Annotated in this window: 14 protein-coding genes; 13 read left to right on the forward strand and 1 reads right to left on the reverse strand. The window is 39.2% G+C overall.

Annotation, left to right across the window (positions count from 1 at the left end; translation table 11 throughout):
- Positions 1-145: 145 nt before the first annotated feature.
- From RV13_RS05970 to RV13_RS06015, 10 genes are all read left to right on the forward strand, one after another.
- Complete coding sequence (locus tag RV13_RS05970) at positions 146-841, forward strand: N-acetylmannosamine-6-phosphate 2-epimerase (RefSeq protein ID WP_010745548.1); 696 nt, start codon at positions 146-148, stop codon at positions 839-841.
- A 151-nt stretch (positions 842-992) separates the two neighbouring features.
- Entirely contained in the window at positions 993-1580 is a 588-nt protein-coding gene (locus RV13_RS05975; protein WP_010745549.1) for a TetR/AcrR family transcriptional regulator, read from the forward strand.
- Between the two features lie 15 nt (positions 1581-1595).
- The gene (locus RV13_RS05980) at positions 1596-1826 is read left to right on the forward strand and encodes a hypothetical protein (protein ID WP_010745550.1); all 231 of its coding nucleotides are present in this window, start codon (positions 1596-1598) and stop codon (positions 1824-1826) included.
- 131 nt (positions 1827-1957) lie between these two features.
- Positions 1958-3955, forward strand: a complete 1998-nt coding sequence (locus tag RV13_RS05985; protein ID WP_010745551.1) for a HelD family protein — start codon at positions 1958-1960, stop codon at positions 3953-3955.
- Between the two features lie 4 nt (positions 3956-3959).
- Positions 3960-4784 carry a helix-turn-helix transcriptional regulator gene (locus tag RV13_RS05990; protein WP_010745552.1) on the forward strand — a complete coding sequence of 275 codons (825 nt, stop codon included), beginning with the start codon at positions 3960-3962 and terminating at the stop codon, positions 4782-4784.
- 441 nt (positions 4785-5225) lie between these two features.
- Positions 5226-7436, forward strand: a complete 2211-nt coding sequence (locus RV13_RS05995; protein WP_010745553.1) for a pectate lyase-like adhesive domain-containing protein — start codon at positions 5226-5228, stop codon at positions 7434-7436.
- Between the two features lie 9 nt (positions 7437-7445).
- Entirely contained in the window at positions 7446-7973 is a 528-nt protein-coding gene (locus RV13_RS06000; protein ID WP_010745554.1) for a hypothetical protein, read from the forward strand.
- 27 nt (positions 7974-8000) lie between these two features.
- Positions 8001-8615: a hypothetical protein gene (locus RV13_RS06005; protein WP_010745555.1), complete on the forward strand. Its 615-nt coding sequence runs from the start codon at positions 8001-8003 to the stop codon at positions 8613-8615.
- Positions 8616-8632: 17 nt separating this feature from the next.
- Positions 8633-8863, forward strand: a complete 231-nt coding sequence (locus RV13_RS06010; RefSeq protein ID WP_010745556.1) for an LPXTG cell wall anchor domain-containing protein — start codon at positions 8633-8635, stop codon at positions 8861-8863.
- 445 nt (positions 8864-9308) lie between these two features.
- Entirely contained in the window at positions 9309-10994 is a 1686-nt protein-coding gene (locus RV13_RS06015) for an immunoglobulin-like domain-containing protein (protein ID WP_010745557.1), read from the forward strand.
- A gap of 45 nt (positions 10995-11039) precedes the next feature.
- Here RV13_RS06015 and RV13_RS06020 read toward each other — a convergent pair whose 3' ends face one another.
- Entirely contained in the window at positions 11040-11768 is a 729-nt protein-coding gene (locus RV13_RS06020; protein WP_010745558.1) for a DNA alkylation repair protein, read from the reverse strand.
- Between the two features lie 126 nt (positions 11769-11894).
- Between RV13_RS06020 and RV13_RS06025 the strand changes: the two genes are divergently transcribed.
- The 3 genes from RV13_RS06025 (at position 11895) to RV13_RS06035 (ending at position 13917) form a co-directional block, all read left to right on the forward strand.
- Entirely contained in the window at positions 11895-12695 is an 801-nt protein-coding gene (locus RV13_RS06025) for a helix-turn-helix domain-containing protein (RefSeq protein ID WP_010745559.1), read from the forward strand.
- A gap of 1 nt (position 12696) precedes the next feature.
- Positions 12697-13119, forward strand: a complete 423-nt coding sequence (locus RV13_RS06030; protein WP_010745560.1) for a DUF2000 domain-containing protein — start codon at positions 12697-12699, stop codon at positions 13117-13119.
- Between the two features lie 144 nt (positions 13120-13263).
- Entirely contained in the window at positions 13264-13917 is a 654-nt protein-coding gene (locus RV13_RS06035; RefSeq protein WP_028020522.1) for a TerC family protein, read from the forward strand.
- Positions 13918-14229: the final 312 nt, after the last annotated feature.

Below are 14229 nucleotides of genomic sequence, written 5' to 3' on the forward strand. Positions count from 1 at the left end.
TGCCTAGCATTTTTAAGGCAAGTTTTTTCATGTGCCCTTGGGAATGTAAGACCACTGTCTATACAGATTTTTTCTGTCATGGTACCCTTTTATTAGTGCTGCGAAGGCGTTAAGCATAAGTGGTAAGCGAAATGGAGTGAAAGAAATGCGCAAGCAAGAATTTCTAGAAAAAATTAACGGTGGGCTGATCGTTTCCTGTCAGGCGTTACCGGGAGAGCCTTTATATACGGAAGCTGGCGGCATTATGCCCTTATTAGCATTGGCAGCAAAGGAAGGCGGCGCGGTGGCGATTCGTGCCAATTCTGTGCGGGATATCCAAGAGATCAAGGCAGTGGTCGATTTGCCGATTATTGGCTTAATCAAGAAGCAATATCCGCCAGAAGAACCCTTCATTACTGCCAGTATGCAAGAGGTGGATGCGTTAGTTACAACAGGAGTAGAGGTTATCGCTTTGGATTGTACCTTGCGGAAGCGTCATGATGGGTTAACGATCAATCAATTTATTCAACAGATCAAGGAAAAATATCCTGAGCAGCTATTGATGGCTGACATTGCAACGGTTGAAGAAGGAATAAATGCTGCTCGTGCTGGAGCTGATTTTATCGGAACCACGTTAAGCGGCTATACAGCGGAAACAGCCGATCATAAAGGGCAGGGACCAGATTTTGAATTGATTGAACGGTTAGTAGAAGCAAATCTGTCTGTGATCGCTGAAGGGCAAATTCATACTCCTGAGCAAGCCAAAAAAATACAAGAAATGGGAGTCAGCGGCATCGTGGTTGGTGGGGCGATTACACGGCCGAAGGAGATTACGGAAAGGTTTGTAAATAGATTGAAATAAATAGTAGTTATCGGTCAATAGTCGAGAAGTGCAGCAATGCAGTTTTCGACTTTTTTTTTACTGATTTTTTTGAAAGGATTGTAACTCGACTTGTTTTAATATACTATGAATATATCAACATATATATTCATAGTATATTAGAGGTGAAATAATGAAGAAAAACAAGGGGTTTTCTGAAGAAGAGAAGCTGATTCTAAGGAAGAAATTATGTGCTGCCTGTGAGAGAAGCTGGACCAAGTTTGGGTATCGAAAAACGACAATCGGAGAATTAACAAAGGAAACAGGAATTGCGACGGGTTCTTTTTATCTTCTGTTTGAAAATAAGGAGGAGTTGTTTCTTGAAACCTTTCTTTTGGTTCAAGAGCGATTGAGAAAGGATTGGATGAGGATATTGAAGGAGCAGCCCGACAAAGCTGGCTTCAATCATGCGATGCTAACGTTGTATCGAGAGTATCAGGCCTCTCCATTTCTATATGATTTTTCGAATCCGGACTTTTTGGCCTTGCTAAATCGTTTGAGCGAAGAGGAGCGGGAAGAATTTACAAATAGTTCTTTGTCATTCTTTGAGTTCGTTCTGACCTCCACCAATTTGAGGTTGGCGGTTCCTGAAAAGAAGGCCTTTGGTGTACTTAGCAGTTTGCTCTATACAGTCACCTTGACCAATACGGTCTATGACCAAGAAGAAGTTTTTACTTTCATGCTTGAAACAATCAGTGACCAATTGTTCATTGAAGAATAAGAAGGAGGAAGAAGGATGTTTGATAGCTCAGCGAAATATTTCGAAAAGATGGCGGAGGACATGGGCGTGTCCATCAAGATTCCCAGACCATCGAAAAAAAGTCTTCAAGCCAGTGTAAAAAGTAACACAGTGGTAGGTGCAGGATTGATGGCAGGCGGTGTTCTGTTATCTAGTAAATCTATGTTTGCCTTAGGGATCGTCGGACTTGCAGGGGCGACGGCGCTCCATTATCAATTGAAGGATTAGACGGGGATTGAACGTTAGGACAGCTTTATGTTCTAACGTTCTTTTTTTAAAAACCGCAACATTGATGAAAAAAAGAATTTGCTTCTCACTTATACTAATTATTTGACCAAGTTTGTGAGAGGTGATCATTGATGAATCTATTAGCTGAAGAGCAACAAGAATGGGAAGTAATTCGCACAGAAATTGAGCGTAAGGAAACTAGCCTTGAACAGGAAATCCTTCATTTTACCGAGGAGACAAAGCAATTTCACCAATATCTAGTTGATTATAAAGGGGAGATAGACCCGCATGAAATGTTTATTAATTCCCGACTCCTGAATCAACAGCAGCTGGCAGAGTCAGTGAGTGGGAAACAATTGATACGACTAGAAAAGCAAAAGCAGAATCCTTACTTTACTCGTGTGGATTTTATTTATGAGGGAGAAGAAACAGCGGAGAAAATCTATGTGGGTCCTTTTTCTTTTTCGACTAAGAAGCAGGGCTTGTTGATCTATGATTGGCGGGCACCGATCGCCAGTATTTTTTATGAGTATGATTTGGGTGAGGCGAAGTTTCAAACACCGGCGGGAATCGCATCAGGAGAAATTCAAAGGAAGCGTCAAATCAAGTTCAAGGATGGAATGATTGATTATGTCGTGGAGTCCGACACGACGGTTTTCGATGAGGTGCTTCAAAATGAGTTGCGGCAGCAAAAAGGCGGACAAATGTCTACGATTATTAGTACGATCCAAAAAGAACAAAATGAAGTGATCCGTGACAGTCGTTCAAAGGACATGATCATTCAGGGAGTCGCGGGTTCCGGTAAAACCTCAATCGCTCTACATCGCATTGCTTTTTTATTGTATCGTTTTCGCGATCGCATTACGTCAGAGCAGGTGATGATTCTTTCGCCGAATCGCACATTTAGTCAATTTATCGCTCAAGTGCTGCCTGAACTTGGAGAAGAACCGGTGACCGAATGGACGATCGATGAATTCGGTCAAAAACTTTCTGGAGCGGCCAAAGTTCCATCGCGTTTTCAAGAAATCGAGCGCTTATATCTCAATCAGCGACAATCATTGATTGAACGAATCCGCTATCTTTCAACCAAGCGCTGTGTAGCAGATTTAAAAAAATTTCTCAAAGAAAGTGAAAAGTTCACACCAGCAACAATAACGATTGGCGACTATGATTATGGTGAAGAGTATATTCTGCAGCGCTACAAGGCCTACGGCAAAAAGCCAATTTTTGAGCGTTTGCAGCTTATTGCAGAAGATATTTTAGAAAATTTACGCAGTCGGCCCTTTCAACCAAAAAAGAAACCGACTAAAAAGCAGCTGTTCAATCGTTTGAAGAAAATGCTTCCTATTACAAACTGTACCAAATTGTACGCCAATTTTTTAGCAGAACAAGGGTACTCGATGAAAAAAGATCTAAGCTATTCTGACCTTTTCCCGATCCTTTATATCCGCCTATTCATGGAAGGGTTCGATGAGTTTTCGAAGATTCGGTATGTGATCATTGATGAGATGCAGGATTATACACCTATTCAATTTGAGGTATTCAAAAAAATGTTCACTTGTCCGATTTTGTTCATCGGTGATTTTACCCAGACTTTGACAGATATTAATGAAATGAGCTTAGCAGAGGTACAGCGCTATTATCCAAAAGCCCAAACAATCTATCTAACTAAAAGCTATCGTTCTACCTATGAAATTATCACCTGTGCCAAAAAGTTCATCAATGATCATCAGATTGAACCTGTTTTACGTCATGGGATGACTCCAGAAAAACGGGTGGTTCATTCTCAAACAGAAGAAATTTCAGGTATACTAGAGATAGTTGAACAACTAAAAAAGAATGGCTTGTCAACCATCGCAGTGATTACCAAAACGCTTGATAGAGCAAAGGAATGGCTCGTGCGATTAGAAAATTACGGAATGGACTGTGAATTATTGACAGATGATGCTGTACAATTACAAGGAAAGCTTTCCATTTGTCCTTTGGTTCAATCAAAAGGTTTAGAGTTTGATGCGGTAATTATCGTTGATGCGGATGAAGAGAATTATCCTGATCAATTAGGCCGCCAGCAGTTGTTTGTTGCAGCGACACGAGCGATGCATGCCCTTTATTTTCTTCAAAGGAAGTGAGTCTATGAATAATTCTCAGCTGGTTGCAAGTATTGCAGAATATATTGAGGATCATCTGCAGGAAAAAGTAACACTTGAAGAGCTGGCGAAGCAGCTACACTATTCAAAATTTTATTTGCTTCATGAGTTCAAAGAAGCAACTCGCCAATCACTTTATAACTATGTTAAACGTCGCCGACTTAACGAGGCGGCAAAGTTGTTGCTTTATTCGGATCAGCGAATCATCGAGGTGGCCTTCCATTCAGGGTATCAAAGCCAACAAGCCTTTACAAAAGCCTTCGAGGAGCTATTTAAGTTGAGTCCTAAGCAATATCGACTGCAGAACAAGAAATTCTTTATTGAGGAACCCTATAATGTTTCGAAGGCACTGGTTTGGGCAAAGGATAACGATATAAAGATTCGTTCAGGACAGCGAGGAGATCAAGAAAAAATTCTAAGTTTTGCTCAATTGATGCGAGGGGGGCTCCCTTATTTGGAAGAAACCGAATACCAACGTTCGATTCAACGGCTTATCGAGAAAGAAAACTGTTATCTTGCTTGGTCAAAAGATCAAATCATAGGCTTACTTTTGTTTGATGATACGGCACAAGAAGTGGAGAACCTTGCAGTATTTCCTTCTTGTTGGGACTTGAACATCGAGCAAAAATTGATAAATAGACTGCTCAAGGACAAACAACTAGGGATGCTTTATACAACAACCTTCAGAGCTGCTGATAAATTGGATATTGGACACCGCCAACGGTTGATAAAGGTAGGATTTATTCCTATTGAAGAAATTATTGAAATCAATTACCCGACTGAAAAACTACTTTTTCATGAGAGGCAATAGAATAATAGATAAAAACAGTTCATTAAATTGAACTGTTTTTTGTTTTTTATTTATGCAGTTAGTACTTGTTTAAGACAATCTATACACAATTTTTACAAACCTTAATTATTTATCCGCTTTCATTTAATCAAATTTCTAAAAAAATAATTTATTGATAAAGAAATGAATGAAAACTAAAGAGTAAAACTCTTGAAAAAACAAGTTTTTTTTAAAAGGCACGTAAAATTCAGCATTTTTTTTTCAAAAAAAGGAGAAAAAGCAAAAAATCTAATTGTCTTTGTTATTTATTGATAGTTATTTCAAATAACTAATGAAAACAATAACAAAGTTCAATAACTGATGTTATGCTATTTTTTCTTTTTTTTTGAAATTGTTCTTTTATTATATTTCGCTTATATTACTGTTATTGGTAATTATACAACTACTTTGGAGTCGATAGTAATGAGAAAATGGAGAATACCCATTATTTTCCTTTTATTCTTCGTGAATTTTGGAAATAGTCAATTTGTTCGGGCTGAAACAATTGATAGTGAAGTTATAGCCGAAAAAACAGTGGTGCAAAGTTCATCAGAACTTGAGAATTCAACTGAGAATAATTCCTCTCTAAATGATAAAGAAACACAAGAAACTACTTCAACAGAAGGAGATCTTTTAGACCGTGAGGATAATATTGATGAGAATGAGAGAGCTGATGTGGAAGAAGAGACTGCACACACTCGCTCTGCTGTGAATCAAACTTACGATGGACAATGGATGATTGTTAACACTTTAAGTGAATTGCAAACCGCATTGAAAGATAAGGAACCCTACATAAAATTAGCAAGTTCTCAGGAGGATTTTGTTATCGGAAGTGCCAATGTTCCGATCACTGCAGACGTAACCATTGATGGAAATAATCGTCAAATTTCCTATACAGGAGGTCGAGCCTTCAATTCATCTACAGCGAATTTAACGATTACCTTACAAAATATGACCTTTGGATCTCCCGATTATACTCTTTCGGCAAGCGGGTTGTACGGGATCATGCAAAGTGACTCCGCAACGCAATTACATATAGAAAATGTAAATTATTATTCTAGCACAACGGCCCAACCATTTTATCTCAGACATCTGAACAGCAAAATCTATTTCCATGGAACGAATCGATTTATGCAGCAGAAGGCAGATGGTTCGGTGGCGACTGGACAAGAATTTGCGGAATGCAACAACTTTGAATTTGTTGCAGGAAGCCACACGACTATTGTCCAAAATACAAATGACGCGCTGGGTAGCCTGTGGATGCCCTCAAATCCCAGCAGTATAACGGTTGGTGAAGAGGCAGAGGCTGACATTACATCTAATCATAATTTTATTTATTGTGATGGAACGAACAATAGCGTGATTACATTAGGTAAAAATTCGAAATTTTCAGTGAAAGGGACCAATGCTGATAAAGGGTATTTTTACTATTTTGATAAGCCGGCTTTTATCACAGTGGGCGAGGGAGCAGAATTTTCAGTAGCTTATCCACACTTTATGAAATTAGCTGCTGGCAGCGCGATTAAGTTTCTTCCAGACTCTATCGGAAATTTTGATATTAGTCAGGATGAAAGCGTGTTTGATCGTGGGGTTGGAACGAATTCTACATTTGAAATTGATAATGCGAAACAGATCCGTTTCAAGGCAAAAGCCGGAACGACTTACAACCCGATCGGTTTTTCAAGTTCCTCAAGTATTTTCTCCTTTTCTGCTTTTGGTGAAGATACAGATCGTTATGATGTTGTGACTGACGAAGCGATCTTGCCGCAAAAACTGACTCCGCAATGTGATAATGGGACATGGAATGTCACAACAAACACGATTTCACGCTCTGTCGGACCAAGAACTCCTGATTTTACAGCAGAAGAAAAGACAACGTTGAAAAACGCAGAAAGTATAACTTTAAATCGATTAAATCAACCGGTTGAACTATTGAAGGTCGATCAAGAGATAGCAACACATGAGGCGACTTTTAAGTTGTCAGACTATCAATTACATGGAAATGACAATCTGATAAAAGAAGTAGACTTCAAGTTATATTCAAAAGAAACAGAGTCTCCTGAAACTGAGAACGAGGGTTTTGTTGACTATCAAACGGCTAATTTGGATAGCACTGTTACGTTTTCTGATTTGAAGGATCGAACAGAATACTGGCTATATGTCCGTATTGTTTGTGACCCTGATAGTCAATCGAGTCAGTGGTTGAAAATTCCTTTTAAAACAGAACAAGAAATGATCAATGTTAGTTTTCCTGTAGAAGTAGCATTCTATTCAGAAAAATCTGAGGGGCAACAAAAGATTCGTGAAGCCAAGGAGTACCAGATTGAGAACCATAGTTCTTTTCCCGTCACTGTCCAAGCGACAGATTTTCAAGAACTATCTAATCCGACAGGCATTAACCTATTGCCCAAGGCAGATGCAACGAACAAAAAGGACCTTCTGTTGAACTTAACAGAAGGAAATCAATCAATTGGGGTACTAACAAAATCATTGAAGGATGCCCCTTTAAATTTTGAGGAATTAGCTGGATATTCTTCTACAAAGCTAGGATTTTCAGGCATCTATTATGGTGATGAAAAAACAAAACATCAGGTTCAATACCGTTTAACAATGACGGCAGAGAGAAAGGATTAATGCATTTATATGATTGAAGAAAAACAACAAGAAAAAAAAGAGAAATGGTTACTGATTTTATTGCTATTATTACTGATTTTCGGCGGTATCGGTGCCTATTTCTTTACTAGACAAGAAGAAAAACCCGTTTCGATAGTAAGTGGAGAATTTTTACCAGAAGGTAAAGATGCCGAAAAGATCAGTGACAGTGAGTTGAAGAAAATGGCACAAGAGAAAGTTGATCGCAGCAAGTTCAATATGATTATTGTGCCAGAGGCAACTTTTGAAACAAGTGATAAAGCCGGAGAGCTGACCATTCAAAATCCAGCTCATAATGCGTATCCTGTTAATGTTGAAATTTCTCGAAATGATACTGGTGAAGTGATTTATACTTCAGGTGCGATTCAACCTGGCTATGAGGTGAAAGAAGTAAAATTAGAAAAGAAATTATCAAAGGGAGATTACCCGGCTACGGCGAAGTTCTCTTTATATGATGATGAAACAAAAGAGAAAAAGGGAGAGGTTGCAGCGAAAATTACAATTCATGTCAAAAACTAATAATAAAAAAAGAGGAGAAGATTACAGATGAAAAAGATTTTGTGCGGATTATTATTAATGGGATTTTTAAGTGGCGGAGCAGCGAGTGTCTTTGCGGCGGAGGTTAATGGAACTGATTCGGCCTCAATCACTGTAGATGGGTCTTTAGGACAAGATAATACGGATGAAAACGCGCCAAATATTGATGAAGGATCGAACGATTGGATTAACGTAACAGTAGATACGGCAAATATTTTCTATACAACAAAGGAGTCACAGCACAAAACTATTACGTCTCCTGATTACACAATCACTAATAACTCTGGACGTGCAGTTAAAGTATCGGTATTAGACTTCACTGTAGATTCAGGGAACCTAGACAATGTTGATGCGTTAAAAATTAGTGGAAAAGATTATGCTGATGCGGAACAATCTGTTGATTTAAAATCCTTCGTTGCTGGTGATTTTTTAACATTAGCCAATAATCAAGGCAAAGTGAATGTAGATTCTGATACGGTCGATAGTTACGCTAAAACAACTTCATATAACTATTCTGGAACAACAAAAGATGAATACTATAAAGCAAAAGCCGAAAAAACGAATCATACCTTGACACTAGCTTTTGAAGCTCTAGGCAAAGATGGCACCTCAGTAGCTCCTTAATTTAAGGAAGCAATTTCATGAAAAGTACAATTTATATTGAAGGAATCTTGGGTTCGCAGGATTCATCAACGGAGCAAGTAATTCCTGTTACTGAACCACAAAAGAATATAACCAAACAAATTACGAATGTTCAAGTCACCACTAGCTATCCTAAAACAGGGGAGCTGCAAAGCAAGTATTTATTATTTTCTGGAGTTTGTTTATTGCTACTCCTACTACTAGTGAAGAAAAGGAAGACAACCGATTGAGGTGTCTTCCTTTTTCGTTAGATGAAAACAAGGTGAATGGTAGTCCTTTAAAAATGGTATACAAATTTTTAAAGAACGATCATTCGAATATTAAATACATTTTTAATTATTCGTTTATTCTATCAATAAAAAGAACAATAAATTAAAAAAAAGAATTTAAAAAAACGTTCTTTTATTTATCGATTTAATAAAATAAATATAATTATCATACGAAAAAAATAGCGTTGCTAAAGCGTTTGTTTTATGTTATCTTCAAATAAATATCCGTTTCTTATTTTTATTTTTGTTATTTTAAACAAAACGGTGACTATAGGTAATAGTCGGAAAAAGGTGTTTTACTTTTTTGAAATAACATTCTATATTTTTAAAGAGTTGAGCGGTATCAAAAGATTTGAAGAAACTTCATAATGAAGCGTTCATTCATTGAGGGGGAAAAGGAGAAAAAATGAAAAGAAAGCAATTGACGTGTGCAGCACTTGCAGGATTGTTGGTACCTGCATTATTAGCTGCGCCAACAGCACTGGCGACAGAAGAACAGCAAACAACGACAGCGACAAGTGAGGTGGCAAAGCCTGCTGAGGAAGCTGCAAAGCCTCAACCGAGCGTTCCTACTCCGTCAAAAGAGAAACCGACTGTTCCAAGTACGCCTGCTAAGAAACCAAGTACTTCGACTGGAAGCAGCAGTCAGACGACAGGCGGAAAAGAAACGAAGCCGACGACTGAAAGCGGCACAGTAAAACCTGCGGAAAAACCGAAAACAGAGGTACCCGCAAGTAAAGAGTCGGAGAAATCTACTGAAACAACGACTACTAGCACAGATAAAGTTGACGTAAAGCCTTTGGATGTTGAAGAATTTCCTTCAAATGAACCAACGGATACACACCCGGCGATCAATTTTCTACCAACTCAGTCAATTAGAAAAGGCAGCAAATTCAATCCAATGGAAGGGGTCAGCGCGACCGATAAAAAGGATGGTGATTTAACGGCTAAGATCACCTGTGAAGGAACGGTTGATACAAGTAAAGTTGGCGAATATTTATTGAAATATTCCGTAACAAACTCACAGGGAAATACCACAAATCAATGGGCGATTATTCGAGTAGTTGAAGACAATATTGGGATGTATGCAATTGAGATCGCTGATTTTAGTTTGCCAAAAGGCAGTGACTACATCCAAGCGATTCGTGAGCGAATTGTTATCAGAAAACCGGATGGTACAACAGTGCCTACCGCAGCAGCGAATATTGCGGTAGCGGGAAATCACTCAACAGAGAAACCGGGAACTTTAGCAGTTCAGATTTCTGTGGTTTCTGAATACAACACAGTGACTAAAAAAACAGTAAACATCACCGTTCTTGACACGAAGGATACAATTCGTTTAGATGCGCAATCAACGTTGACGCTTGAACTAGGACAAGACTTTGATCCTTACAGCTTTGCGCAAGCATATGTATTGAATGCTTCAGGTAAAGAAGAGAAACTTGCAAAAGCAAGTGCGACTGGCGGAGTTGGTGTTTGGGCAGATTCAAATGTAGACACGACGAAAACAGGGGACTACAAAGTGACGTATACTGCATTGGCTTCAACGGGTGCAACTGTTACGAAAACGATGGATGTAAAGGTAACTGAAAAAGCTGAAAAGCGTACACCAAAAATTTTAGTAGACAATAAAGTTATGTACGTTGGCGATAAATTAGATGAAGATATGATCCTAGCTTGGGCGAAAACAGAAAATCCTGATGATACGATCGATGGATTTAAAGTGACTAATGGAGAGATTAAGGTAAAACTTGCGGATAATACATTAGTAGAAACTGGGGAACATGCGATTGAGTTCTACGCGTCTACCCCAGAAGGTGAAACAAGTACAAAAGCGATCACTTTGACGGTGAAAAATCGTCCAAACGCAGAGCCAGTCAATCCAACTGGAGACACGAAAAATGTAGCTGGCACTGGAAACAAAGTGACCAATATGGCTAATAAAAAGGCAACGCCAGTTCGTACGACGACACAAAGTAGCAAACAATTACCGAAAACAGGCGAAGAATCAACTAGTCTGACTGTGACCGTGATTGGTAGCTTCATGGTGCTCGCAGCATTTGCACTTAAACGTTTGAAAAAAGTAAACTAAAGCAAAAATGCTTCCTTCAATCCATTTGAAGGAAGTATTTTTATACTATTTTTGATTCCTGCGACCATGTTTAATAATCCATTCTTGTGCTTTACTCGAAGGTGTTTTGCGCCATTCGTTAATCAGCTGATCGGCTTTTTCAGGAGCATCTTTGTAGAGGTCATTCAAATTATTGCCGACACTTTTTTGAACAAATTTCTCAGGATCGTCCTTCAAATTCGTCAAAATTTCGGAATAGCGCGCAAACTCGTCAATCGCGACGTAGAGCTTTTCCGACCAAGGCAAGCGGATTCGAACGCCTTCACAAGCTAAGCGGCGTACATGAACATTGTCTTCTTTGCTCCATAAGATCAATTCATCCATGATTTCCTTAGGATGCTCCTTTAGCAGTGGACGAATCGCATATTCTCCTGTAAAGCGCTTCGTTAATTCTTTTAAAAAGGCCAACGAAACTTTCCAATCTTCATTGCCGTGACGCTCAACATAGCGGCCGATGGGCCAGAGCCACCAGCCAAAGCTAAACATTCCTGTCGCTTGTTCCAGTTCAGGACCGAGGATTTGCTGGAAGACGTGGATTCTTTCTTCGTACTCTCCCTTTAAATTCTTTTCCAGAGCGTCAACGATGAAATCAAACCGAGCAAATAATTCTTTGTCCTCCAGGTTACCAATGAGCTCAGATGTAAAATTTTCTCTGTTAAAGTCTGGCTGTGCCCTAGACAGCTTTTCTGATAAATCTAAAATGTATTGATCATTATAATGATCTTTATGCTTCAAATGTATCCGCCTCCATTCCTTTCTTTTGATCATACCATAAAAATCAGTCTTTTCTTAAATAGTCAATATCTTCCAAGCGATCGAGGAAAAGACTTGATACAATAAGGAAAACAAGGAGGCGAGACGTTGAATCAAAAAATTATCTGCTACGATGCAGACTTAAATGTAGAAGCGTATTCTTTTACAGGCGTGTCGCAAAACTTTCCCAATCACTTTCATGATTATTACGTAGTAGGGTTGATTGAAGAGGGGGAACGGAGGCTAGTGGTCAATGGTAAGGAGTATGTCTTAGTTCCTGGAGACCTCATTACCTTCAATCCTTATGATAATCATAGCTGTGAGGGAGTCGATGGTGAACGCCTAACCTATCTTTGCATCAATATTAAGAAGGAGCCCTTTCAGCCCTTCACAGGCAGCGAACTGCCTAAATTTCTTACGCCAATGCAAGAACAAACCAGTATGGCCGAAGACTATCGACGCTTGCATGATGCCATCATGAAGCAAGGAGAGAAAGAAGAGAGGGAGACACTGTTTCTTTTGTTTCTTGAAGAATTGCTGCGGTATACTCAAAAAACTCCTGTCACAACAACAGAGGAACAGGAGACGATTGCACAGGTGTGCGGCTATTTGGAAACTCATTATGATCAGAAAATCACTTTGGGCCAGCTTTGCGAGGTCGTCCATTTGAATAAGCATTCGCTGGTTCGTCAATTTACCAAAGAAAAAGGAATCACCCCTTATCGCTATCTTGAAACGTTTCGAATCGTTAAGGCAAAGGAGCTATTGGAGCAAGGCTGCAGTCTAACAGAGACCGCTGATCGGACAGGCTTTTATGATCAGAGTCACTTTACAAATTATTTCAGCCGCTTCATTGGCTTGACTCCGAACCAATATCGAACAATTTTTGAAAAAAGAAATGAGGAATAACATGTCAATGGATGAACTGAAATGCGTGATGGTAGTGGACGAATCCATGCCGTTAGGAATTATTGCAAATAGTACGGCTGTAATGGGTGTAACGATCGGAAAACTGTTTCCTGAGGTAGTGGGTCAAGATGTCATTGACCAAAGCGGTTATCAGCACCAGGGCATTATTGAATTCCCGATTCCGATTTTAAAAGGGAATAGGGAATTTTTACGAACGATGCGAGAACGACTCTATGAACCAAGTTTTGAAAAAGTAACGGTCGTCGATTTTTTTGATGTCGCACAGGGATGTAAAACCTATGAGGAATATATTGAAAAGATGAAGGATGTCCCAGAAGCAGCGATTGACTATTTCGGTCTGACATTATTCGGTAATAAGAAACAAGTCAATAAGTTGACCGGCAGTTTGCCGCTTCTGCGCTGACAGCTCGTGCTCAAACGAAAACATTAGTTCATTTTCATGCTTTTTTCAGTAAATCGTGCTATTTTAGACAAGAAATATGTTTTAAAAGAGAACGCCTGATGAAAAAGGCTGCTCGAATACGAACTAAGGGCGTGGAATAAATTAATGAGTATTGAAATCGTATCAAAAATTCTTTCGATTATCCTATTGAATTTGGTATTAAGCGGAGATAATGCGGTGGTGATTGCTTTAGCTACTCGCAAGCTTCCAGCCAGTTCACAGAATAAAGCAATCGTGATTGGAACAGCAGGAGCGGTTGTTCTGCGAATTCTATTAATGCTGATCGCGGTTGAATTATTGACGGTTCCATATGTAAAAATCGTTGGAGCCGTCTTGCTGTTTTACATCGCGTATGACTTATTGAAATCAAATGGCGAGGAGGCAGCTGTGAAGAGTGAGATGACGCTCTTATCTGCAGTTCGCACGATTATTATTGCGGATCTGGTCATGAGTCTGGACAATGTTTTGGCGATTGCTGGTGTAGCCGATGGGCATTTCGGTTTAGCCGTGTTAGGCTTGATTATCAGTATACCGATTGTGATTTTTGGCAGCCAGATTATTTTGAGACTGATGAATCGTTTCCCTTGGTTGATCTGGATCGGAGCGTTATTGATCGCTTATACAGCCGGTACAATGCTGGTGGAAGACAATTTTATCCACCATTTGTTAAGAGGTCTGAGCAATGGGCATTTGATATCATTTGTTTCCTGTGCCTTATTAGCAGGGATGTATTTCCTATTTAACCGAAAAAAATCTTAATACGAATAACGAAAACTGTCGTAAACCACTTACGGCAGTTTTTTTGACTGATATAGACAAACCAAATAACTGAGTGGAATTGGTCAAATTCGAGGATAATACACAGATGTTATCAGCAAGAAAATGGATAAGAGTATAGCGATTTGTGACGATGACCGTTTGATGAGCGGGCAAGTTATAAAGCTCGTGGATCAGATCCTTTGAGGTGACACAATTAACATACTACAGTTTTTTTAATTGTTTATAGATACTGACAATGAGAAAGCAGAGTGAGAACGATTCTCTTTTGGAAGTATTGCGGGAAAAAATTCC

The sequence above is a fragment of the Enterococcus raffinosus genome, assembly GCF_001886185.1.
Taxonomy (GTDB): domain Bacteria; phylum Bacillota; class Bacilli; order Lactobacillales; family Enterococcaceae; genus Enterococcus_A; species Enterococcus_A raffinosus.

What these genes read in the sequence shown, in the direction of transcription:
- RV13_RS05970 (WP_010745548.1), top strand. Translation starts at nt 146, where the DNA reads ATGCGCAAGCAAGAATTTCTAGAAAAAATTAACGGTGGGCTGATCGTT.
- RV13_RS05975 (WP_010745549.1), top strand. Translation starts at nt 993, where the DNA reads ATGAAGAAAAACAAGGGGTTTTCTGAAGAAGAGAAGCTGATTCTAAGG.
- RV13_RS05980 (WP_010745550.1), top strand. Translation starts at nt 1,596, where the DNA reads ATGTTTGATAGCTCAGCGAAATATTTCGAAAAGATGGCGGAGGACATG.
- RV13_RS05985 (WP_010745551.1), top strand. Translation starts at nt 1,958, where the DNA reads ATGAATCTATTAGCTGAAGAGCAACAAGAATGGGAAGTAATTCGCACA.
- RV13_RS05990 (WP_010745552.1), top strand. Translation starts at nt 3,960, where the DNA reads ATGAATAATTCTCAGCTGGTTGCAAGTATTGCAGAATATATTGAGGAT.
- RV13_RS05995 (WP_010745553.1), top strand. Translation starts at nt 5,226, where the DNA reads ATGAGAAAATGGAGAATACCCATTATTTTCCTTTTATTCTTCGTGAAT.
- RV13_RS06000 (WP_010745554.1), top strand. Translation starts at nt 7,446, where the DNA reads ATGATTGAAGAAAAACAACAAGAAAAAAAAGAGAAATGGTTACTGATT.
- RV13_RS06005 (WP_010745555.1), top strand. Translation starts at nt 8,001, where the DNA reads ATGAAAAAGATTTTGTGCGGATTATTATTAATGGGATTTTTAAGTGGC.
- RV13_RS06010 (WP_010745556.1), top strand. Translation starts at nt 8,633, where the DNA reads ATGAAAAGTACAATTTATATTGAAGGAATCTTGGGTTCGCAGGATTCA.
- RV13_RS06015 (WP_010745557.1), top strand. Translation starts at nt 9,309, where the DNA reads ATGAAAAGAAAGCAATTGACGTGTGCAGCACTTGCAGGATTGTTGGTA.
- RV13_RS06030 (WP_010745560.1), top strand. Translation starts at nt 12,697, where the DNA reads ATGTCAATGGATGAACTGAAATGCGTGATGGTAGTGGACGAATCCATG.
- RV13_RS06035 (WP_028020522.1), top strand. Translation starts at nt 13,264, where the DNA reads ATGAGTATTGAAATCGTATCAAAAATTCTTTCGATTATCCTATTGAAT.